Consider the following 23312-nt stretch of genomic DNA (forward strand, 5'->3'; position numbering starts at 1 on the left):
TAAAGTATTGTTTATTACCGATATTATTATTGTGAAATAAACAAGGAAAGTCTTATTTAAATAAGTTTTGTCCTATATCAAGTTACACCTAAGTAATTGATATGGAATTAAGAAAATTCATATTTTTTCGTAAATGCGGAGGAAAACTTTAATTCTAAATAGAATTTAGAATTAAAGTTAAACTATAGAAATTAAAACCTAGGATCACCTTCACATAACTCACCATCATAATCACTATCTAAATCAGTATTTGGACAATGCCTATTGAAAAAATAGGCTTCTTCAATGGATGTCATTTGCTTACAGTATTGTCTGCCATCACATTCGAAATAACTTTCATTAGTAGAGAAGCGTTTTTGTTGTCTCTTATTAAAGCGTGCTTTTAAAGGTGCTATAACACGGCTATTGACTACCTCAGTAATAGATGTACCACCATTATTTGTAACGTAATATTCCCATCCCAAATACAAAAAAATTGTCAGCAAAATAAACTTTCTCATAGGACCTGCTAATATTTATAGTTATAAAGTTTGAAGAAAATGCATGAAATGTTAAAAGAGAGACTCTTCTAGTATTAAAGTATGGATATGCTACTAAGATGAAAATGAAAAGTTAAGTTTAATTAATCATTTATCCATGAAATCTGAATTTTCCTAGAGGTGTAAGAGGAGGTAACCTAAAAAACTCGAACTACTTCTGATGTGGAACATCAAATGAAAAGATATAAAGTTATCAAAATTAGGTCGTTTATTTTGAATGGGCATTGTGCAAGCAAAGCCAGAGCAGATATATGAGATAGGTTTAAATGCTAAAAATATAAAAAGCTTTAACATCTAAACTGTTAGAGTAATACATTAAAAATAATTACGCATAACAAACTAATCTCTTGAGAACTATAAAAAACAACTAGCTATTTGTTCAAAGAACTTATTAATTGAAAGAGCGATAAATGAGAACTCATAAAAGATAGTAAAATAGATATAAACAAGTAAATTAACTACTAGAAACAAATTATACTTAATTACCCATAAATTACGTTATGTTAAATTACATAAATTAATTAAAAGTGGCAGTTAGGTTGCTAACTAGCCCACTTTTAGAAGGGTTTTAAATAGCTTAATTTAACTCAGAATCTACCCAAAACTTTGTGCCTTTAAGTACAGCTTGTAGTGCAAGGCCATTTTCGGTTAAAGAGTAAACAGTTACTTGGTCGGCAATTGCTTCGGCAACTAAAGCACCACCTTTATCTTCATATTTTGCTGCTGCATCTGCATTTCCACCGAATGCCCAACCATGTTCAATAAAGCGATTTACTGCTGCTTGATTATGAAAAACCATCACAACATTAAAGTCTTTAACACCTAAACCTAAGCCTAAACCTGCTTCACCCATATTCATGTAAGTTGATTTACCGGTTAAGTTATTTTTTACTACACCATAACCACCGCCAAAACTGGCTAAAACAACATTTACATTGGCATTATCAAAAACCGCATAACCAGCAGAGTTAGCAATTTGTTGTTTAACATCAGGTTTTTGAGCGTAAAGCTCACTTAATGTATTGTTTTTCATGCTTTGTACTAAAGCACGTTTTTCATCGGGAGATGCACTTCCTGTTGTAGCACAACCGGTTAAAATTGTAGTGATTAAAACTAAACTAATAGCGATAAACTTTTTCATACATATTCCTTGAATATTAGTATGGCAATCTAGTTAATTTTGCAAATACTATAGATATATTAAGTCCAATACTAGACAGTATCGGACTTTATGGTAATCTTATAACTAGCTATTTTACAAGATATTACATCATTATGCTCGTTGCTCTCGTCGATACACTAAAACAACTGCGTTACCAAATTGCCCATCTTGAAGATGATACTCTTGCAACAGAATATCCAGAACTTGAACACTTTATACATCAAGTTGGATTGACTGTTGCTGAATCAAAAAATGACTTAGCTTTTGTTTATCAGTTTTTATATGTGTATGGCCGAAAATCAGAAGCCACATTTAATCGTTTTCGAAATGAGCTTGAGCGTTTTTGTTTATGGTCGTGGTTGTTTGCTGAAAAATCGGTATTTGATCTAAAACGTGAAGATATTGAAGCCTATGTTGATTTTATGGTTGAACCAGATTCAGCCTGGTTGTCAAGTTCAGTGCAATGGCGTTATAAAGATGAACAAGGCATAAGACGACTAAATACAAATTGGCGCCCTTTCATCAATAAAGAAAATATTGCTAGCCAACAAACACTCGCAGCTATGTTTACAGCTTTAAATGTTTTTTATAAGTTCGCAATTTTAGAAGAAAAAACCTTTGCTAACTTTGTACCGGTTGTTAAAAAGAATAGCCCTTACTTAGTTGTGCAATCGCAAATTAAAATTCCCGATACACTTAGTGATATTCAATGGGAATATGTTTTTGGTGTTACTCGTGATTTATGTGAACAACAACCTGATTTAGAAAGAAATTTATTCACACTTGCTTGCTTAAAAGGATTGTACTTACGAATATCTGAGTTATCCGAGCGCCCTCAGTGGTCACCCGTTATGTCACATTTTTGGCAAGATAATGATGGTTTTTGGTTTCTAAGAATTATGGGTAAAGGCAATAAATTACGTGATGTTACCTTAAGTGAAGATTTTATATCATATCTAAAACGTTATAGGCTTTACCGTGGTTTACCTGCCCTGCCCCGCGTTGATGAAGCTGAGCCGTTAGTTCATAAAATTCGTGGTAAAGGAGGAATGACTGTTCGTCAAATTCGTCGTTTGGTTCAGCAAAGTTTTGATTTAGCAAAACAATCTCTTTTAGATGACGGCTTTAAAGATGATGCGGAACAACTTGAAGCGGCCACTGCTCACTGGTTAAGACATACCGGTGCAACACACGATGCCCAAACAAGACCGCTAAAACATTTATCTGAAGATTTAGGTCATGCAAAAATTGCTACGACAGATCAAATCTATATTCAAACAAATATAAAAGAACGTGCAAAGTCCGGAATAAAAAGGAAAGTGTAATGGAATATACAATACTGGCATCAGTTGGCTTAGCTTTATTATTTTATTCACTGACGATTCGGCAATTAGAGCGAACAGAAATTACCGGGCCAATGTTTTTTGTGTTGGTCGGAATTGCAATGTCTTACTTTTTGCCGAGTGAGTTTAAGTTAGGCGAAGCCGGACTCAGTGACATTTTACCTTTGGTTGAATTAACCTTAAGTATTTTTTTATTTACCGATGCCGCCAAATCAAAACTTCCCGTATTAAAACATAGTTATCAGTACCCTAGCCTGTTACTTTTTGTTGCTTTGCCGATGACATTACTGTTAGGTGTAGCTGGCGGGTTGTTTTTCTTTTCGGAGTTATCACTTTTTCAATCTGCTTTGATTGCGGTAATCTTAACGCCGACTGATGCCGCGCTTAGCAAAGGAATTTTAGAATGCACATCGGTTCCAGAGAAAGTTCGCGAAGGAATAAATACGGAAAGTGGTTTGAACGATGGCCTTTGCGTACCCATCTTTTTAATTTTACTTTTATTAGCTCAAAATCCAGAAAGTGCTGTAACGACAATTGATACTTTACTTGTTTTTGCAAGAGAGTTAGGTGTAGCACTTATTGTTGCTGGCGTGTCGATGGCTGTGTTTATTCCACTTTTAAAAATAGCATTAGCACGTCATTACTTTGCAAATAATAGCAGTCCATTTTTATTGATTGGCTTAGTCATGGCTATTTTCTCTTTAACACAAAATTTTCATGGCAGTGGCTTTATTGCTGTTTTTGTTTCGGGGCTTTTATTTGATTACTTAGCACCTAAAAAAATTCGTTCAACACTAGTTAAAGACTCTGAGCATATCGCTGAATTTGTTGCGCTACTAATTTGGTGTTTATTCGGTTTTGTATGTGGTCACTTAATTGTGAATGATATCACTTGGTCAATTATTTTTTATGCGTTATTAAGTGTGACGATTTTTAGAATTGTGCCGGTACTCCTTTCACTTATGTTTACTAATCTAAATTTCAAAGACAAATTTACTTTTGCGTGGTTTGGTCCAAGAGGTTTGGCGTCTATCGTTTTCACTTTAATGGTGATGGATACAGTAATTGAAAACAAAGAACAAATTGCCACAGTAACATTAACAACCATTTTATTTAGTGTGTTCATTCATGGCATGAGTACCAAGCCCATAGCAAAAAGTTACCAATAAAAAAGGCGCGTTGAGCGCCTTTTTTATTTTTACAACTTAAAGTAGCTCTGCAATTAATTGCAGTGGATGCTTTGGTTTAAATTTTTCATAGCGCTTCACTTGGCTACGACAAGAAAAGCCAGTTGCTAAAATAGTTTCAGGCTCATTACTTGAAATAATTGGTTGCCAACTCATTTCATAAAGAGCCCGTGAATTTTCTTGGTTTTGTTTTTCATGGCCGTACGTTCCTGCCATACCACAACAACCCGTACTGGTAGTTTCAAGCTGTAAATTTAGATCAGCAAAAATGGTTTGCCAAACTTTAGATGCATTCGGCATTGCTGTTGTTTCAGTACAATGACTCAACAATTTAAATGGCGAACTCGTTGTAGTGGCAAGAGTAACTTGTTTAAAGTTTTGCGTTTGAAGCCATTCATGCGCAAGCTCAACTTTAAAATCTCCACGGTTCTCTTTTAAAATTGATACATATTCATCTCGGTAACACATAACCAAAGATGCATCGAGCCCAACTAAAGGAGCATTGATTTCACTGAGTGAATTTAAAAACTCAGCTGCATTTTTTGCTGTTGTTTTAAATTCATTTAAAAACCCTTTTACATGCTGAGCTTTACCATTAGGTTTAAATGGTAATAGCATAGGTTTTTTGCCTAACGCTTTAATGACTTTAATAAAGCTTTCGACTAATTCGGCTTCGTAAAAACTCGTGAATGGATCTTGTACTATCAGTACATATTCTGCTTGTTGTTCTTTTGAAAGCGAATTAAGTAATTCAAAATTAAATTGCTGATCTTTTGAAATACGTTTAGAAAGTTGCGGTACGCTTAAACTTGGCGTATCAACATAACCAATGGTATTTTTAATTAATCCTGAAACAAGTTTTGTATTTACTATTGGATTTACCACTTTAGCAAATTTTGCCATCACCGGCGCAGTTTGTTCGATGCCTGCTACTAAATAATCTTTTGCTGGTCGAGCATAATAACTGTGGTAAAAATTTAAAAAGCGTGAGCGAAATGTTGGTACATCAACTTTTATTGGGCATGCAGTAGTACATGCTTTACAAGCTAAACATTCATCCATTGATTCTTTTACTTCATGAGAGAAATCATAAACGCCTTTTTTCTTATCGCGACTATGTTGATAGCGCTCCCACCAAGTGATCACTTCACCATTAACTAATTCTTTTTCGACATTGAGTAAATCAATATTTTCAGACTCTTGAAGGCGCAACCACTCGCGCATTAAACTTGCGCGACCTTTAGGTGAATAACGGCGGTCACCTGTTACTTTATAAGATGGACACATTGGTGATTTTTCATCGTAGTTAAAACACAGACCATTACCATTACAGGTCATCGCGTTATTAAATTCTGTTTTAACATCGATAGAAATTTCTTTGTCGAACCAGGCACGCTTTTGATCGTCAACAGAAACGAGTGAGTCTTTACTTTCAATTGGCGTACAGATTTTACCTGGGTTTACTCTGTTATTTGGATCAAATGCCGCTTTGATTTTTCGAAGTTGTGTAAATAAATGCTCGCCGAAAAACTCAGGGCCATATTCACTTCGATAACCTTTGCCATGCTCTCCCCACATCAATCCGCCATATTTTGCAGTCAATTTAACGACTTCATCTGAAATATGGCGAAGTAATTTTTCTTGCTCTGGATCACACATATCTAAAGCAGGTCGTACGTGTAAAACACCAGCATCAACATGGCCAAACATACCATATTGAAGGTTGTGGTCATCGAGAAGTTCACGAAACTCGACTATAAAATCGGCTAAGTTTTCTGGTGGTACTGCAGTATCTTCAGCAAAAGCTAAGGGTTTTTGACTGCCTTTTACATTACCTAAAAGACCCACTGACTTTTTACGCATTGCATAAATTTTTAAAATATCAGCTTTGTCATTCGTTAACTGATAACCGATCACCCCATTAGTTTGTTTTTCAACACATTCATCGAGTAGCTTACAAAGAGTGTCTACTTTATCTTTAATGTCTTCTGGTGAAACCGCATTAAACTCAACCATGTTGAGTCCTTGCATATCTTTGTTTTCAACATCGGTTATTAAGTCCGATACTGAATGCCAAATGATATCTTCTCGAGCAAGGTTAAGTACTTTGCTATCGACTGTTTCTACAGAAGTTGCATTTGCTGCGACTAGAAAGGGTGAATGACGAAGTGCAGAATCAAAGCTATCGTATTTAATATTTATTAATGTTTTAAATTCAGCAATGGGCGTAATATTTAGTTTTGCTTCAGTTACAATACCTAATGAACCTTCAGAGCCTGTAATTAATCGGCTCATATCAAAGGTTTGTAAATCATCAGAAAGAATATGTTCTAAATCGTAGCCGGTCAGAAAACGGTTTAAACGTGGGAATTTTTCTAAAATAGCGTCTCGATTCTCAAGGCCAATATCAAGAACTGTTTTATATAACTTACCTACTGTCGTGTTTTGTTCAGCAATTACTTTTGCTTTTTCAATAGGCATAGGGGTTGTTGACATTTCAGTGCCATCAACAAGATAAGTTGTTAGGCCTAAAACGTGATCACTTGTTTTGCCATAAACCAAAGAGCCTTGACCTGATGCATCTGTATTTATCATGCCACCGATTGTTGCACGGTTACTTGTTGATAAATCGGGCGCAAAGAAAAAACCATAAGGACGCAAAAAGTCGTTTAATTGGTCTTTTATTACACCCGTTTGCACGCGCACCCAATTTTCTTCGACATTGATTTCTAAGATTTCACGCATGTAGCGAGATAAATCAACAACTATACCAGGGGTTAGCGATTGACCATTAGTACCTGTACCGCCTCCGCGTGGACCAAAAGTCAGTGATAAAAACGGATCACGAGAAGCAATTTGCATAGCAAGTTGTATGTCTTTTGCTGACTTTGGAAAGATGACACCTTGAGGTACCTGTTGGTAAACGCTGTTATCGGTTGATAAACTTAAACGTGTAGAAAAGCTTGCATCGGTATCACCACTAAAACCTTGTTTTTGTATTGTATCTAAGTAATTAGAAACGAGTTCTGTGGTGGCTTGTTGTTGGCTTATTGTTGCTATCATGACGGTGATAAATTAAGGCATTTTGCAAATTATATCATGCTAATAGCTAAGATAAATTGAAGATTTTACAGTTTGTAACACTCTTTTTATCGATTTCGGGGGCATTACTTTTATACTGTGTATTAAAGCAGCAAATGAGATAGTCAGATGAAAAAAATTGCATTAATCAGTTTAGGTGCCTTGTGCATGTTATTGGGTTTAGTTTTTGTTATTATTCCCGGACAGTCGCTGATCTTCTTTATTGCAGGACTTTTCTGTTTATCTTTTTACTATCCTAAAGCGCGTGATTATTTAACCTTGTGCCAAAAGGCTCTGACTAAGTCATGTGCTTATATCGATAAAAAACTTGCTCGCTGATTTCTAATTGAGCTACAAAAATGCCAGCTAAGTGCTGGCATTTTTTATATCAGAATCTTTATTTTGATTAAATAAAGTACTTAGTCGGCTAATTTCTTAGCAAGATATAACCAAGTTTCTAATACTGTATCTGGGTTTAGAGAAACAGAATCAATGCCCTGCTCAACTAACCAAGCTGCAAAGTCTTCATGATCTGAAGGACCTTGACCACAAATACCTACGTATTTGCCTTTTGCTTTAGCTGTTTGAATAGCCATTGATAATAGTTTCTTGATTGCAGGGTTACGCTCATCGAATAGATGCGCAATTAAACCTGAGTCACGGTCAAGACCTAATGTTAACTGAGTTAAGTCGTTTGAACCGATAGAGAAACCATCGAAATACTCTAAGAACTCATCTGCAAGTAACGCGTTTGATGGTAATTCACACATCATGATTACTTTCAGACCATTTTCGCCACGTTTAAGACCATGTTCTTCAAGTAATTCAATAACGCGCTTACCTTCTTCAAGCGTACGAACAAATGGGATCATGATTTCAATATTAGTCATACCCATTTCGTTGCGAACACGTTTAATCGCTTCACACTCTAACGCGAAACAGTCACGGAAATCTTCAGAGATATAACGTGCTGCACCACGGAAACCAATCATTGGGTTTTCTTCTTCCGGCTCATATTGCTGGCCGCCAACGAGGTTTGCATATTCGTTTGACTTAAAGTCAGACATACGAACAATGACACGCTCAGGTGCAAACGCACAACCTAGTGTTGCAATACCTTCAACAAGCTTAGAAATATAGAACTCTACAGGTGATTCATAACCTGCCATCATTTCTGAGATTTCAGCTTTTAGCTCGTCAGATTGCGCATCAAAATTAAGAAGTGCTTTAGGGTGAACACCAATCATTCGGTTGATTACGAATTCAACACGCGCAAGGCCAACACCGGCATGAGGTAAGCGAGCAAAGTCGAATGCACGATCAGGGTTACCTACGTTCATCATAACTTTCATTGGTAATTCTGGCATTTCATCAACACGTGATGTAAGTACTTCGTAATCTAAAATACCTTCGTAGATATAACCTGTGTCACCTTCGGCACACGATACAGTTACATCTTGGCCTGCTTTAATTAAATCAGTTGCATTACCACAACCAACAACTGCAGGAATACCTAATTCACGAGCAATGATTGCCGCGTGACAAGTACGTCCACCACGGTTTGTAACAATCGCAGCGGCACGTTTCATGATTGGCTCCCAGTCTGGGTCAGTCATGTCAGTAACTAGAATGTCGCCTTGTTGTACTTTGTCCATTTCATCAATTGAATCTAGTACGCGTACAGTACCTGAACCAATCTTGTGACCAATTGCACGGCCTTCAGCAACAACTGTGCTTGTACCATTTAATTGGAAACGCTCCATAACGTTAGCGTCTTCGTTTGAACGAACTGTTTCTGGACGTGCTTGAACGATGTAAAGTTTACCGTCGTTGCCGTCTTTTGCCCACTCGATGTCCATTGCACGACCGTAGTGCTTTTCAATAATAACAGCTTGCTTTGCAAGTTCTTGAACTTCAGCATCTGTGATTGAGAATTTGTTTGAAAGTGACGAATCTACGTCAACAATTTCAACTTGCTTACCATGTGATTCATCCGCTGAGTAAATCATTTGGATTGCTTTTGAACCAATGTTACGGCGAACTACCGCTGGTTTACCGTTAGCAAGAGTTGGTTTATGAACATAAAATTCATCTGGGTTTACAGCACCCTGTACAACCATTTCACCAAGACCATAGCTTGAAGTTACAAATACAACATCTTCAAAGCCAGATTCAGTATCAATACTGAACATAACACCTGAAGCTGCTTTATCTGAACGAACCATGCGTTGGATACCAGCTGAAAGTGCAACACCACGGTGATCATAACCTTGGTGAACACGGTAAGAAATAGCGCGGTCATTAAATAGTGAGGCAAACACGTGTTTGATTGCAGTCATTACTGCATCAATACCACGTACGTTTAAAAACGTTTCTTGTTGTCCTGCGAATGAAGCGTCTGGCATGTCTTCTGCTGTAGCAGATGAGCGAACTGCAAATGAAACATCTTGTGATGCGTCGCCGTGTAGTTGGCTATATGCGTCGCGGATGGCTTGGTCTAGGTTAGGTTGGAATGGTGTATCGATAATCCATTGGCGGATTTCGGCACCGACTTTAGCGAGTGTATTTACATCATCCACATCCAATGTGTCTAAAATATCGTGGATTTTTGAGTTTAATCCAGATTGCTCTAGAAACTCATTGAATGCATCAGCGGTTGTAGCGAAACCACCTGGCACTTGAACACCAGCGTTAGCTAGGTTTGAGATCATTTCACCAAGTGAAGCGTTTTTACCGCCAACACGAGGAACATCTTGCATACCAAGCTCTTGATACCAGAGAACGTATTCTTGCACGGATCTTTCTCCATAAACAAATTGTAGTACTAACTGTGAGAGTTAAGAAAGAAAACCTTCTAAAAAGGTCGTAGTCATTCTACACTGGCAACAGACCTCACGTAAACCGTGAAGCCCCTATTTTGCAGATAAAGGTAATAAAAAGGTTAAATATGAGAACTGCATTTTATATTTCTGATGGAACAGCAATCACCTCTGAAGTCTTTGGTCATGCGACCTTATCTATGTTTCCTGTTGAGTTTAATCACAAAACAATTCCTTTTGTTGAAACAGAAAAAAAAGCAATTGAAGTTAAGAACTTAATTAATTCAACAGCGCAACGTGATGGAGAACAGCCACTCGTGTTCTTCACTTTTGTAAACCACGAGCTAAGTGAAATTATTAAATCGTCTTGCGCGGTGTGTTATGACTTTTTATCACAATACAGTGATAAAATTTCTCAAGAGTTAAAAGTTGCGCCAGTACCAAAGGTTCATAGAACGCATTCGATGCACGAGAAAAGTTATGATTTTCGTATTGATGCGGTTAACTATGCGTTGACCAATGATGATGGCGCTAACATTAAAAACTATGCTGAAGCCGACATTATTTTAGTAGGTGTTAGCAGAAGCGGTAAAACACCAACTAGTTTATACCTAGCATTACAATATGGTATCAAAGCGGCGAATTACCCGCTGACAGAAGATGATTTAGAAAGAGGCACCCTGCCTGAGTGTTTAAAAGCTTACAAACATAAACTTTTTGGTTTAACGATTGACCCTGTTCGCCTTGCCGATATTCGCCAGCGTCGTATGGCTAATTCAAAATATGCGTCTTTAAAACAGTGTCGTATCGAAGTGCGTGAAGTAGAAATGCTTTATAAAAAACAGAAGATTCAATTTTTAAATTCGACTCATCATTCAGTAGAAGAAATTTCTGCAAAGATTATATCTGATACTGGTCTTGAAAGACGTAAGTACTAACTTATTTTAGTATCGGACATTAAAGAAGGCTGCAATATGCAGCCTTTTTTGGATAACTTAGTGTTAATTACGTGCGTCTTTTAATAAATCAGCAACTAAGAAACCTAGTTCTAAAACTTGATCTGCATTTAAGCGTGGGTCGCACTGTGTGCGGTAGCGCTGTGCTAAATCTTCATCTGATAAACCATACGCACCACCGGTACATTCTGTTACGTGCTGGCCAGTCATTTCAAGGTGAACGCCACCTGGGTAAGAACCTTCAGCTTTGTGAACTGCAAAGAACTGGCTAATTTCACGAAGAATATTATTAAAGCTACGTGTTTTATACCCTGAGCTCGCTTTCTCAGTATTACCATGCATTGGATCTGAGCTCCAAATAACTTTACGGCCTTCTTGTTGTACTTTACGTACTAGTGCCGGTAGTTTCTCTGGCAGTACATCAGCACCCATTCGCGTAATTAACGTTAAGCGACCTGGAATGTTATCTGGGTTAACTGCATCGATAAGTTTGATTAGCTCATCTGGGTCCATACCTGGCCCAACTTTCACACCAATTGGATTTTTAATGCCTTTAAAGAATTCGATGTGTGCATGATCAAGTTGACGTGTACGTTCGCCAATCCAAACAAAGTGTGCAGAACAATCGTACCAGTCACCTGATAAGTGGTCGCGGCGTGTTAGTGCTTCTTCGTAGCCTAATAATAATGCTTCGTGTGATGTAAATAAGTCTGTTTCTTTTAAGCTTGGTGCAACAGTTGAGTCGATACCGCACACTTCCATAAATTCAAGCGCATCTTGAATTCTGTCAGCTAGTTGTTGGTATTTCTCTTTAAGCGGATTTGCCGCAACAAAACCCATGTTCCAGCGGTTTACTTGATGTAAATCGGCTAAACCACCTTGCGCGAATGCACGTAATAAATTTAGCGTTGCTGCACTGTGATGATATGCTGTCATCAAACGCTGTGGGTCGGGTACACGTGCTTGCTCAGTGAACTCGAAGTTATTGATGATATCACCACGGTACGAAGGTAGAGATACACCATCGATCGTTTCGTAATCTGATGAGCGAGGCTTAGCGTACTGACCTGCCATACGCGCAATTTTAACTACAGGGCATTTACCACCATAAGTTAAAACAACGGCCATTTGTAAAAGTGTTTTAAATGTATCGCGGATATTTGCTGCATTAAAGTCACTGAATGACTCTGCGCAATCACCACCCTGTAATAAAAAGGCTCTGCCTTCACATACAGCTTCTAGTTGTTTGTATAAGCTACGCGTCTCTTCAGCAAATACCAAAGGTGGTGCGCTTTTTAATTGCCCTTCAACTGATTTAAGGGCTTCTTGATCTGGGTACTCTGGCTGCTGAAGTATCGGCAGTTTTCTCCAGCTGTCTGGGTTCCACGATTGCATGTTGTTTCCTCATTCCTAACATAGACCATTTACGAAAACTAACTTATTGCACGCACTAAGTTCAAGGACAATATTCAGCTATTTACGATTATTTCGTTATTTGATAAACAGATTCGATATTAACTAGCAGATACTTAGCATCTTTCCATTTTGAAACAGTGAGTTATAGAGCTTTTTTTGTTTTAACAATTAACCCAAAGGCCAAGAACACATCTTACCTAAATTAAAGCCTAGTGTAACCTCTGCTTTACACACTTATATTGAACAATTTATATCTAACATTGATCAAATTGAAAACCTGTACTAGGCAGTATAAAGAAGAACACATCATACTTTAAGTAATTAAAAAGTTAGGTCAGCATTAAAAATAAATTTATCTATTAATTTTCAGAGGATAAGGTTAAAATTGAATAAACGTTAAGTAAGATGTGTTCCTATGAGTACAAAGTTAGAGATACGAAGTCAGTTTGATTTAGTCAGTGAATTGACTCATTTGTTTTGTGAAGAATTAAAAGAAGTGGGTTTTGATAAGGCTTCATATTATCAACTGCCAGATATCGATGTAAACGACGAAAAGAAAGTTCCTTCTTCAATTAGTGTACATAAAATTGAAGGCGATGATGCTCATAAATTAATTCTAAATTCCTTTGGTGATTTTTATAAAAAGTCAGGATTAAGTAGTCGAGTATTAAAAAGGCATCCAGGCTTATTAGTTTTAAAAGATGTCGATAAGCAACATTTCATTGCAAGGATAAATCAATTAAATAAAGCAAAAGCTGATTTTAAAAATAGTGTTATAGCTATCGATAATAATGATGCGCGGTTTGAAGCTGTTCACAATGCTGTTCCAAATCTCATTACCCTTGCAGCATATCGTAAGATCCATTTTGAAACTGAATCGCCCTACTCTGTTCGTTTTACTTGGATGCACAAACACGCAACTAAAACGCTAACAAAAAAAATGGCCTTAGCAATGTTGGATAAATCGGCTAGTTATTCTAACCCAAGAATGATCGACCAACACGCTTGGCAAGCGCTAGTTGCACAAGAGCAAAGTCGAGTTGCAAGTTTAGGTGATAAAGAAAAATTGCGAATTCGTAGACCAACAAGAGTTAGCCCACAAGTTAATGTAAGATATACAGCTAAAAATCGATATCATGTTAGTGCTGCTTTACCTTTTATTTTGATAAACCCTGAACCAGATGTAAAACTTGGTACATTAACTGATTATCAAAAACCTGAAAGCCACCCTCGAAAAAGAGAATATGATTTCTTAGTTGATAGACTTTACTTAGAACAAGTGACAGATTGATTATGTTAAAAAGGCCACATATGTGGCCTTTTGTATAGTAATAGTAAGTAAGTATAAAAGAAATTAGTCTTCGACTATTTCTTCAATTTTATCTTCATCGATTAATACCGCATTCTCAACAATGCGTTTCCCACCTTGAATTTCGATTCGTTTATTATGCTTATTAAGCGTAAGAATCTCATCACAAAATTGATCAGATGGATGCATTTCATATGTGTAATCAATAATATTACCCGTTTTGTCATCTTTGACATTGGTAATGTTATATTCAGAGATTGCACCTTTCTCAATTAAGTCTTTCATTGTCGTAGTCATATCACGACGCAAAGCTTTTAATTTATTCTCGGTAATTTCGTCTGTTGAATAAATAGAGCCATATTTTTCCATAATCGATAATAGTCGGAAATGGTAGGTCTTACCCGGTGCCGCATAACGCCATAAATGATATAAACGAAGCATCATCCAACGAGATAAACCACGTTTTAATTCTTGAGCACTATTAAAGTAGTAACCTTTGTATTCAAGGTTATCGATCATGTTATGAACGAAGGCATTCAAACAAGCCACACATTTTACGTTACCACCTTGACCTTTTTTTCCACTAAAATGAAGTGACGATAAAAAGTTCATGTTCGATTCGTAAAATGAGTCATCAATATCAGAGTTACGCGTATCTGTTGCTGAATATTTGAAAGAAAGTTTAGAACCTTGTAATGCTTCTAATGATTCTTTGATTTGCGGATAAGGCATTGACTGGCCAACCGCTTTCAGTTCTTGCGCTAATTCATTCATTGAAAAAACAACTGCGTATTGAATGCCAGACTTAAAATTGATTTTTACAATTTTACCTTTAGAGGCTAAACGAATTAAGGCACGTTCGACTTTTTCTTCTCGATCAGATGGCCAAACAAGATATTCAACATCTTCACCATCTTTTCTTGTGCTTACTACCGCAGGTGTAATTTTGATTTCGCCATCATAAAGAATGCCGTCTACTTTTTCAGAGATTCTTCTTGTGACGATGGTTTTCTTTGGTGCTTCTTCAACCGGAAGCTTCTTATGACCAGAACGGACAAAACGTCCCCATAAATCATAATGATTAAATGTATTTGAGTAAGCTCTCAAACCATGTGCAGCATTTTCAATTGAAACACGCACATCTTTGTTGTCTGTAAATAGTGCAAGACTTTCATTATCTATTGCACTTTCCACCCCGTGGATCTGCCCGCGTAATGTATCGGGTAAGTTATCTACCGAGATGTTGACCTTTCGGCTCATTGTTCTTATTTCCAATTTTTCTTCGACAGTTAATAACAACACATAAAACTTCAAAAGTTAAATGTTTAAGTTAGTATAAACTTGATCCGATCATAATTTATTTCTTCGGATCAGTTTTATACTAACTGTTTCGTAATTGCTGATTTTCAGATCAGATTTTTACTAAGTTATAGTTGATAGGTCGCAATTTTACTAACTCAGTTCAATTTATGTCCTGTTAATCACCTTTTTAAAGCAAATTAACACGACAAAAATTGCTTTTTTAAAACAGCATGTGGATAAACAGCTCTTTAGTTAGCATAGATCTGATCTGTACCAACTATAGATCAGATCCATACCAACTTATTGAGCATTTTAGTTATCCTCTCAGTGTATAACTTTATAATTTAGTTAGTAAAAGTTTGATCTACACAAGCATTTTTGTGTGTAAAGCAGTGACTAAGCTGTGCATAAGTCTAAAGCTCATTTTTTTCTTAGTAATATGCTGATCTGCGAGTCATTATAGATCTGATCTTTACCAAGTAAAAACACGATCTGGCTTTTTAGTAAATATTCAATAAAATCAGTAATATATTTCACTATTTTAGCATCTTAACCTTATATACCTATATACTTAACCGATATTAAACTTACTTATTTATACCTAGCATCAGTAAAGTTACAAATTTTTATCAAATGTCTTATAAATAAAAGGTATGTCGTCTTAAATACTTGTTTACAGCAATTTGAATGGACATTATACTTAAAGCATAACTTTGAGGAAGAAAGTATGTCTATCAATAATAATGCGCTAGCCACTTACAGGTTACTAAAAGCGACAGCAGAAGTTGCTGAAAAATCGCTAGAAGGACGTATTCAACATTATCGTGCCCATTTAAAGTCTGAAGAAAAAGAACTTCGTACTTACACGCAAAAAGCAGCCGCTGACTTATTAGGCTGTAATAATCGCACCTTGAAACGACGTCATGATAATGGTGACTTTGATGAACTAAATATCAAACGTGGTGCTAATGGTCACTACGCATATACCTTAGTAAATATTTTTGCTATGGCTGATATCATGGATATAAAGCCAGATCACCGTACAGTTGATGATAAATTACAAGTTATCGTTATTAACTCATTAAAAGGTGGTTGTGGTAAAACAACCAGCATGGTGAACATAGCCGCTGCACTTGCTACTACCAACATTAAACGATACAGAATTGGTATCATTGACCTTGATCCACAAGGTTCTTCATCAAGCTTTTTCCCACCAAGTGAGCCAGACCCAATTACTGTGGGCGATTTAATGCGTGACTGTATTGAACTCGATGAAAACGAAACCTGGGATGAATTAGTATCAAACTCTTTCTTACCTACCCATATACCTAATATTCGTATTTTGCCTTCTGGTATGGATGACTTTTATTTTGAGCATGAAACAGCAACTTTATTAAAAGATAGCTCTAGTTATGATAAAACTCGTCACTATCATAAATTGCTCGAAAAAGTTATTGAACCGGTAAAAGATCAATTTGATATTATTCTAATTGATACAGCTCCATCACTTAACTTTATGTTTTATAATGCATTAATGGCTTCTACATCGATGCTTATCCCTGTTCATCCTGAAGCTGTAGACTTTGATGCAAACAATAAATACTTAAAGCGATTAGGCGAGATTTACCATACAGTTGCTGCGCTTGGCCACCAAGGTTGGGACTTCATGCAATTCTTAGTAACTAACTATGTTAAAGGGAACCATTCACAGCGCGACATCGTTAAAGATGTTCGTAGTGCATTTGGTCGTCAAGTAATGAGTTATCCAATCAATCATAGCTCGGCAATTACCGCCAGCTCATCTTCTTTTAATACCATTTTTGATCAAAAAACGTCAGATAGCTTAGCTAGTCGTGAGTCACTACTTCGTGCGCAAGAAAATATCAAAGATGTGGTTGATGAACTAGAAATGTTGATCCGATCTAATTGGCAGTCAACTCAATCAACGCTAAATTCAGCTAAGTAAGGTAATTAATAAAAATGGCTAAAAAACGTAAAAACGATACCAGCTTAGACCCTTTTTCAACGTCTATCGAAAGCACTAGTTTAGATGCTTTGCTAGAACAGGCTTCTGCTGGTGATGTTATCAGTATGCCTGCTCCAAGTGATCCTACTCGTCAAATTACATTGGTTTGTAAGGTTATCGCAAGTTCAGAAATTGAAGCTAAAACAAAAGTTTATGGTAAAAACCGCCGTGTGCAATCATTATTAAATGAAAAGTCAGTTGCCGATATCCTACCTGCAATTGCCGAAGACGGTCGTAATCAGCACCCTGCCTTATGTTGGGATAAAGGTGACGAAATGCTTGTATTAGCAGGCTCTCGTCGTCGTAAAGCATGTATTTTAAGCAATTCTGATTACTTAGTTTTAAGCTCGGAAGACTTTACAGATCAAGATGCTAAAATACTTGCTGTATCATCTGATCAATACATTGCCCCGAGCCTATGGGAGCTTGGTCAAGCGTATCAACAAACCCGTGATGAGCTTATTGCTGAAGGTAAAAAAGGCTCTTATCGTGAGATTGCGGCAATTGAGGGGGTATCACACACAGCTATTGCTGATGCTATCAAAGCGTATGAGAACCTACCTTCAGAGGTTTTAAGCCTTTACCCAACAGCAAATCATGTTGGCCGTGAAGTAGCTAAAAAGCTTATTAGTGCCAAAGAACGAGATGAGCAGTTGTTTACCAAGCTTGTAAATGACGTTAGTAGTGATAGCGAATTAGCGCAAATCAGCAGCGATGATAAACGTGCTCTTGCAATTACCAAGCTATTAACTGCTGAACCAGCAGCGCCTAGCCGTCGTGAAGCGCTTATCGAGAGTGAGTTTGTTAGCGTACAGCGTAATATTAAAAGCGGTGATTTATCTGTCAAAATCGATAATAAAGTGATGACAGACAATCGCTTAGAGCAGCTAACTAAATTGTTAAATAGCTTTAATTAGTTAGTAAAATAATGATCTCTCACGCTTTTACAGTTAGTAAAAGCGTGATCTCCCCTCTCCTTTCGTTAGTAAAATAGTGATCTTTAGTTGGCTAATTTGGTCATTATTACACTCTCAGATCAGTTTTTTACCAACTAATCGCCCCTTTACAGTTCTGTTACCCTGTAAATTTGTTTGCTTAGTAAAAAATCGATCTGTAAAGCCCCTTCCTTGTTATTAACCTGTTTATATCTTGTGCGATTGTTGTTTGTTAAATGCTCAGTATGTCACTTTTCAACTTTGATTTTATTTTAAAGCACTTTTTTACTAACTAATCAGCTCCAACCAGTCCAATATTGCCCAATAGTGCTTTAGCTCTGGGCCGATAGATCATATACTGGCAGAATTATTTTTTGTTTTTACTGCCAAAAGCGTTATGTCTGCTAACTTATCCAAAAATGACTTATTAGCTATCTTTGAAGAAATCAAACAAGAGCAAGAAACTCAGTTTCCTCTGTCTGAGCGCTTCATCAAACAGCTGTTTAAGCCACATGTGTTAAGTAAAGCAAAAGAGTATCATCAGAACGGCCAAATCAATTGGTTGGAACATAACAGTGATTTTAGCGTTATTGATGCATCTATGTTTGGTAACGAAGGAAATACCTTTACTCAGCATATTGAGATCAGTAAATTACCAAGTGGTTTTTCGGTCGATTCGCATTGTACTTGTGGCTCTAAAACTAAATGCCGTCATATTGCAGCTGTGCTCTTAAAGCTGAAAATTGAACATTCAGGTGACTACGGTGAAGACTACATCATTAACGATTGGTTTAGTGAGCTAAAAACCCTTAAGCAAGTTGCTAGTGACAATGCCAAACAGGTTTTATTATTTGTTTTTGATGTAGAGAAGTCTGTTGTAACCCTTACTCCTAAAATTGCTAATTACGATCCTGAGCATAACTATACGCTTGGTCGTAACCTTACCGAGCAGCAATTAAATAGTTTTGTAACCCCCACTGATTTATTAGAATCGGATTTTCGTTTATATAGCTGGATCCGTTCTCAAAATGCCCTTGGTAAATTAGAGCTAAAAGGCCAATGGGGTTTTGCAGCACTGCAGCAATTAATTGCTACTCAGCGTTTGTTTTTAGGTCGCTCTCGCCAAGGAATTAAAGCTGATAGCATGCAAGCACTAGAGTTTGATTGGAAACAAAACAAAGACTTAACGTCATTGAGCATGACGCTTGTTGGTCAAGATAATTGGTTATTGTTAAAAACAACCCCCCCTACTTACCTTGACCCTGAAAAGCTAAAAGTGGGCCGAATTCGTACTCCGTTAACGGCTGATGAAATAGCGTTACTAGCCAATATGCCTGCTATTCACACAGAGAACTTTGATCGCGTTTATCAACAGCTCAATGATAATTTTGGTGAAGGTGTGATCCCTCATGCATTTAAGGAAAGCAAAAAAAGCCTAGCTCGAACTGTATTCCCTGTCATCAGTATTAATAATGACGAGGGCACAATCCGCTTAGGATTGCAGTTTAATTATCAAAACTCTTTGTATGATTTAAGCCAGGCGCCAGCTGATATATTAAACCAGTCATTAGAAAACACCGTTGTAAATGAATTAACTAACCTTGGCTTTGAATTATGTAAAGGGGCTTTACAAACTGATTTTATCTTTAATAAACAATCAGTTATTCATGAGCACTGGTTAAAGTTTGAAATAATTCCAAACTTATTAAAACGCGGTTGGAAAATTAATGATGAGTTAGACGTAGGCAAAGTTCTAAAACAACTTTCACTGCAAGTTGAGCGAGGTAAAGGTCATCAGATAGTTAGTAAAATCGTGATCTCTGGTGTTAAAACTCAACAGTTGTTTGTCACTGATAACAACACTTATCAATCTCTTAACAGACAAAGTGAACGCTTTTATTACTTTACTGTAGGAAAACGCTTTGCTGTGGTTGAAAAGGCCGCGATGATGCAGCTTAATGATTATCGTGAACGTTTTGAGCATATTAAAACCCGTGACGAAATCTTAATGCCTTTGTCGTTTTTGCCTAAGCTTATCGAACAAAAAGCAATTAAGGTTAATATTGTAGACGATGCTCTAGATGCTTACCTATCTGAATTAAATAGCTCGCAACAGCTTATTAAAAAGTCCGATATTCAAGGCTTAAACTCTGGTGTGCAATTACGAGAGTATCAACAACACGGTGTTGATTGGCTCAACTTTCTAAAACGTCACCAACTTGGTGGTATTTTGGCAGATGACATGGGGCTAGGTAAAACCTTACAAGTTATCGCCTTTTTAGCTAATGCCAAGCAATCACCACAAGCTGGCCCCACGTTAATTGTTTGCCCGACCAGTTTGGTTGGTAACTGGCAAAGTGAAATTAATAAATTTGCCAGCAACTTAAAAATTACGACTGTCTTTGGTGCTGCGCGCAGCGACCAATTACAACAGTTGTCGCAAGCAGATTGTATCTTAACAACTTACCCACTATTAAAGCGGGACATTGCCTTTTATTCGCCGCTGTATTTTGAAAACATCATTCTTGATGAAGCGCAATATATCAAAAACGATGCCGCACAGGTTTCACGCTTGGTTAAACGCCTTAATGCAGACTTTAAGCTCTGCTTAAGCGGCACGCCCATAGAAAATAACTTATTTGAGCTTAAATCTTTGCTCGACTTTGCAATGCCTTCTTTACTTGGTTCGCAAGCACATTTTAAGAGCTATTTTCAAACGCCTATTGAGCGTGATAACGACGTTGCCCGTGCAGATGAACTTAAGTCGTTGATCATGCCATTTATCTTGCGTCGTACTAAAGCACAGGTAACGCAAGAGCTCCCAGAGAAGACAGAGCTAGTTAAAGAGTTTGAATTTGAGAGCAAACAAAAGGAAATTTACACCGGTATCACTGAATCTTTAGAACAGAAATTAGTCGACCTATTTGCACAGCAAGGTGTACAAAAAAGTAAGCTAGCCTTTTTAGATGCATTATTAAAGCTCAGACAAATCTGTTGTCATCCAAAATTGATAGACCCTAGTTCACAGGCTGGCAGCGCTAAACTTGAATGGTTATCTAAGCATCTGCCTATTATGCTTAGCGAAGGTCGTAAGGTGATTATATTTAGTCAATTCACCATGGCACTTGATGTGATAGCTGAGCGATTAAATGAACTTGGCATCCGCTTTAGTATGCTTACAGGGCAAACGCGACATCGCGACCGTGTAATTGAAGAGTTTACTCAAGGTGATACATCCGTATTCTTAATCAGCCTTAAAGCCGGCGGCACCGGATTAAACCTAACTCAAGCCGATACAGTGATTCATTTTGATCCTTGGTGGAACCCTGCCGTTGAAAAACAGGCGACAGATCGTGCCTATCGTATTGGCCAAACTAACCCTGTGTTTGTTTATAAATTGATTATGGCTAACTCAATCGAACAAAAAGTATTTAAAATGCAGCAGCATAAACAAGCCCTTGTTGATGCATTATTTACAGAAAAATCAATGAGTTTCACTAAGTTTGATGAAGAGCAAATGCTTGCACTGATAAAAAATTAAATTTTTTTAAAGTTTTTTTGAACTAATCAAATTTTGGGGCGTCTATTATTATGCTTGTTGTTAAATTGCAGTTTACATAAGCATTATGTTGATTTCCCATTTGGTTACTAAATTTTAGTAATGTTAGAGCCAGCTCACCTTGAGCTGGCTTTTTTTATGCCTAAACCCCCTACTCTGCTGAGCGCTAATTCGTTATGATGATGTGTCTTTAAGTTATTGAGTTTTCATTATGATTACAGAGCTAATTGCACAGATTAATTGGCAAAGTGGTGTGCTTGGTGCTGCTGTAGGTGCTGTTGCAAGTGGTGTTATTTTTGCCCTACAAAATAGTCGCTTAAAAAATCAGTTAACCGAACTTCAAAATAGCCAGCAAATCCTGCAAAATCATTTAGAACAAAAGCAGCTGCAACTTGAACAAAGCCAGCTTACACTTTCGCAGTTACAGCAAGATTACGCAGAACAACGTGATGAGTCTCAACACTTTAAAACCCGCTTTGTAGAACAAGAAAAACAAGCACAACAATATAGTCAGTTTTGGCGCAAGGTCGAAGCTGAGCTTGCTGATACAAAAGCTGCACTTAATCAGCGCGATGTTGATTTAAGTACCTTACGAAGCACCGTTGAGCAAAAAGAACTGCATTTTAAAGAGCAGCTTAGCCATATCAAAGAAAGCAAAGAGCAACTCAAAAAAGAATTTGAAAATCTCGCTAATCAAATCCTTGAAGAAAAATCGCAACGTTTTAAAACCTTAAATCAAGAAAGTATTGAGCAACTATTAAAACCTGTTCAGGGTGAGCTAAAAGGCTTTCGCGATAAGATGGAATTGATCCACGTCGAAGATCTAAAGCAGCGTGCAGCGCTAAAAACTGAGTTATTGCATTTACAGGCTAAAAGCCAAGCTATCACTGAACAAGCCGATAGGCTGAGCACCGCATTACAGGGGCAAAAGAAAACCCAAGGTAATTGGGGTGAGTTAATGCTTGAAAATGTACTCGACAGCGCTGGGCTGCGTGCTGGAGTAGATTATCAGCGAGAAGTATCGTTTAACACCGAAGATGGCCGTTTACGACCAGATGTTGTGGTGTATTTGCCTCAGCAACGTCATTTAGTTATCGATGCTAAAACCTCTTTAAACGCGTATACACGCTATGTAAATGCCGATACAGAGCTTGAGGCGCAGCAAGCGCTAAAAGAGCATGTTATGGCGGTGCAATCACGTATAAACGAGTTAGCAAGCAAAGCCTACGACAGACTACCCGGTATTAACTCACCAGAAGTGGTGATCATGTTTGTACCAATAGAGTCGGCTTTTGTTGAAGCGCTTAAGTACCAGAGTGATATTTATCAGCAAGCAATCGAAAAAAACATTTTAGTTGCTACGCCAACGACCTTATTGACTAGCTTGAATATCGTAAAACAACTGTGGCGTTTTGAAGAGCAAACTAAATACTCAAAAGAGCTTGCCGCTCGTGCAGAGCGTTTTTACAACAAACTCAATGGTTTCTTAACCAGTATGGAAGGGGTTGGTAAGCAATTAGACCGCGCCAAAGAAAGTTATGATAAAGCGTTTTCTCAGCTGTACCGCGGTAAAGGAAACTTGATTAAGCAGGCCTCTGAGTTCAAAGAGTTGGGGGTTTCTGTTCAAAAAGAGTTACCCGCGGAAACTGTTGAAAAAGCCCAATTAGAGTTAGATTAA

The 23312-nt window shown here is 37.3% G+C and carries 15 protein-coding genes; 9 read left to right on the plus strand and 6 right to left on the minus strand.

Annotated features, from left to right (window positions below):
• Positions 1-191 precede the first annotated feature (191 nt).
• Entirely contained in the window at positions 192-500 is a 309-nt protein-coding gene (locus CWB80_RS23150; RefSeq protein WP_054552227.1) for an excalibur calcium-binding domain-containing protein, read from the minus strand.
• A 616-nt stretch (positions 501-1116) separates the two neighbouring features.
• Positions 1117-1680 (minus strand): lipid-binding SYLF domain-containing protein, encoded by a 564-nt coding sequence (locus CWB80_RS00955; RefSeq protein ID WP_054553327.1) that lies wholly within the window; start codon positions 1678-1680, stop codon positions 1117-1119.
• 134 nt (positions 1681-1814) lie between these two features.
• On the opposite strand from CWB80_RS00955, the gene CWB80_RS00960 reads away from it, so the two are divergent.
• Positions 1815-3026: a tyrosine-type recombinase/integrase gene (locus CWB80_RS00960; RefSeq protein WP_054553328.1), complete on the plus strand. Its 1212-nt coding sequence runs from the start codon at positions 1815-1817 to the stop codon at positions 3024-3026.
• Entirely contained in the window at positions 3026-4213 is a 1188-nt protein-coding gene (locus CWB80_RS00965) for a cation:proton antiporter (RefSeq protein WP_054553329.1), read from the plus strand. The genes CWB80_RS00960 and CWB80_RS00965 overlap by 1 nt, the downstream gene beginning before the upstream one ends.
• 36 nt (positions 4214-4249) lie before the next feature.
• Here the strand turns inward: CWB80_RS00965 and ydiJ are convergent, their stop codons facing one another.
• The gene (gene ydiJ, locus CWB80_RS00970) at positions 4250-7294 is read right to left on the minus strand and encodes a D-2-hydroxyglutarate dehydrogenase YdiJ (RefSeq protein ID WP_138599778.1); all 3045 of its coding nucleotides are present in this window, start codon (positions 7292-7294) and stop codon (positions 4250-4252) included.
• A gap of 147 nt (positions 7295-7441) precedes the next feature.
• On the opposite strand from ydiJ, the gene CWB80_RS00975 reads away from it, so the two are divergent.
• Entirely contained in the window at positions 7442-7651 is a 210-nt protein-coding gene (locus CWB80_RS00975; RefSeq protein WP_138599777.1) for a PGPGW domain-containing protein, read from the plus strand.
• A gap of 80 nt (positions 7652-7731) precedes the next feature.
• Here the strand turns inward: CWB80_RS00975 and ppsA are convergent, their stop codons facing one another.
• Entirely contained in the window at positions 7732-10107 is a 2376-nt protein-coding gene (gene ppsA, locus CWB80_RS00980; protein ID WP_138599776.1) for a phosphoenolpyruvate synthase, read from the minus strand.
• Positions 10108-10259: 152 nt separating this feature from the next.
• On the opposite strand from ppsA, the gene ppsR reads away from it, so the two are divergent.
• Positions 10260-11069: a posphoenolpyruvate synthetase regulatory kinase/phosphorylase PpsR gene (gene ppsR, locus CWB80_RS00985; RefSeq protein ID WP_054553333.1), complete on the plus strand. Its 810-nt coding sequence runs from the start codon at positions 10260-10262 to the stop codon at positions 11067-11069.
• A gap of 63 nt (positions 11070-11132) precedes the next feature.
• Here the strand turns inward: ppsR and CWB80_RS00990 are convergent, their stop codons facing one another.
• A complete protein-coding gene (locus tag CWB80_RS00990; RefSeq protein WP_138599775.1) occupies positions 11133-12482 on the minus strand; it encodes a class II 3-deoxy-7-phosphoheptulonate synthase in 1350 nt (449 codons plus the stop codon).
• A gap of 436 nt (positions 12483-12918) precedes the next feature.
• Between CWB80_RS00990 and CWB80_RS00995 the strand changes: the two genes are divergently transcribed.
• Entirely contained in the window at positions 12919-13794 is an 876-nt protein-coding gene (locus tag CWB80_RS00995; protein ID WP_054553335.1) for a DNA replication terminus site-binding protein, read from the plus strand.
• A gap of 63 nt (positions 13795-13857) precedes the next feature.
• Here the strand turns inward: CWB80_RS00995 and CWB80_RS01000 are convergent, their stop codons facing one another.
• Positions 13858-15072 (minus strand): hypothetical protein, encoded by a 1215-nt coding sequence (locus CWB80_RS01000; RefSeq protein ID WP_054553336.1) that lies wholly within the window; start codon positions 15070-15072, stop codon positions 13858-13860.
• 769 nt (positions 15073-15841) lie between these two features.
• Here CWB80_RS01000 and CWB80_RS01005 point away from each other — a divergent pair.
• The 4 genes from CWB80_RS01005 (at position 15842) to CWB80_RS01020 (ending at position 23312) form a co-directional block, all read left to right on the plus strand.
• The gene (locus CWB80_RS01005) at positions 15842-17080 is read left to right on the plus strand and encodes an AAA family ATPase (protein ID WP_138599774.1); all 1239 of its coding nucleotides are present in this window, start codon (positions 15842-15844) and stop codon (positions 17078-17080) included.
• A 14-nt stretch (positions 17081-17094) separates the two neighbouring features.
• Entirely contained in the window at positions 17095-18057 is a 963-nt protein-coding gene (locus tag CWB80_RS01010; protein ID WP_138599773.1) for a transcriptional regulator, read from the plus strand.
• Between the two features lie 415 nt (positions 18058-18472).
• Positions 18473-21616, plus strand: a complete 3144-nt coding sequence (locus CWB80_RS01015; RefSeq protein ID WP_138599772.1) for a DEAD/DEAH box helicase — start codon at positions 18473-18475, stop codon at positions 21614-21616.
• Positions 21617-21845: 229 nt separating this feature from the next.
• Complete coding sequence (locus CWB80_RS01020) at positions 21846-23312, plus strand: DNA recombination protein RmuC (protein WP_138599771.1); 1467 nt, start codon at positions 21846-21848, stop codon at positions 23310-23312.

This window comes from Pseudoalteromonas sp. S1650 (assembly GCF_005887195.1).
GTDB classification, from domain to species: domain Bacteria; phylum Pseudomonadota; class Gammaproteobacteria; order Enterobacterales; family Alteromonadaceae; genus Pseudoalteromonas; species Pseudoalteromonas simplex.

Coding starts and splice junctions, on each gene's coding strand:
- CWB80_RS01010 (WP_138599773.1), top strand. CDS start 17,095: ATGGCTAAAAAACGTAAAAACGATACCAGCTTAGACCCTTTTTCAACG.
- CWB80_RS23150 (WP_054552227.1), bottom strand. CDS start 500: ATGAGAAAGTTTATTTTGCTGACAATTTTTTTGTATTTGGGATGGGAA.
- CWB80_RS01000 (WP_054553336.1), bottom strand. CDS start 15,072: ATGAGCCGAAAGGTCAACATCTCGGTAGATAACTTACCCGATACATTA.
- CWB80_RS00965 (WP_054553329.1), top strand. CDS start 3,026: ATGGAATATACAATACTGGCATCAGTTGGCTTAGCTTTATTATTTTAT.
- CWB80_RS00955 (WP_054553327.1), bottom strand. CDS start 1,680: ATGAAAAAGTTTATCGCTATTAGTTTAGTTTTAATCACTACAATTTTA.
- CWB80_RS00990 (WP_138599775.1), bottom strand. CDS start 12,482: ATGCAATCGTGGAACCCAGACAGCTGGAGAAAACTGCCGATACTTCAG.
- CWB80_RS01005 (WP_138599774.1), top strand. CDS start 15,842: ATGTCTATCAATAATAATGCGCTAGCCACTTACAGGTTACTAAAAGCG.
- CWB80_RS00975 (WP_138599777.1), top strand. CDS start 7,442: ATGAAAAAAATTGCATTAATCAGTTTAGGTGCCTTGTGCATGTTATTG.
- CWB80_RS01020 (WP_138599771.1), top strand. CDS start 21,846: ATGATTACAGAGCTAATTGCACAGATTAATTGGCAAAGTGGTGTGCTT.
- CWB80_RS01015 (WP_138599772.1), top strand. CDS start 18,473: ATGTCTGCTAACTTATCCAAAAATGACTTATTAGCTATCTTTGAAGAA.
- CWB80_RS00995 (WP_054553335.1), top strand. CDS start 12,919: ATGAGTACAAAGTTAGAGATACGAAGTCAGTTTGATTTAGTCAGTGAA.
- CWB80_RS00960 (WP_054553328.1), top strand. CDS start 1,815: ATGCTCGTTGCTCTCGTCGATACACTAAAACAACTGCGTTACCAAATT.
- ydiJ (WP_138599778.1), bottom strand. CDS start 7,294: ATGATAGCAACAATAAGCCAACAACAAGCCACCACAGAACTCGTTTCT.
- ppsR (WP_054553333.1), top strand. CDS start 10,260: ATGAGAACTGCATTTTATATTTCTGATGGAACAGCAATCACCTCTGAA.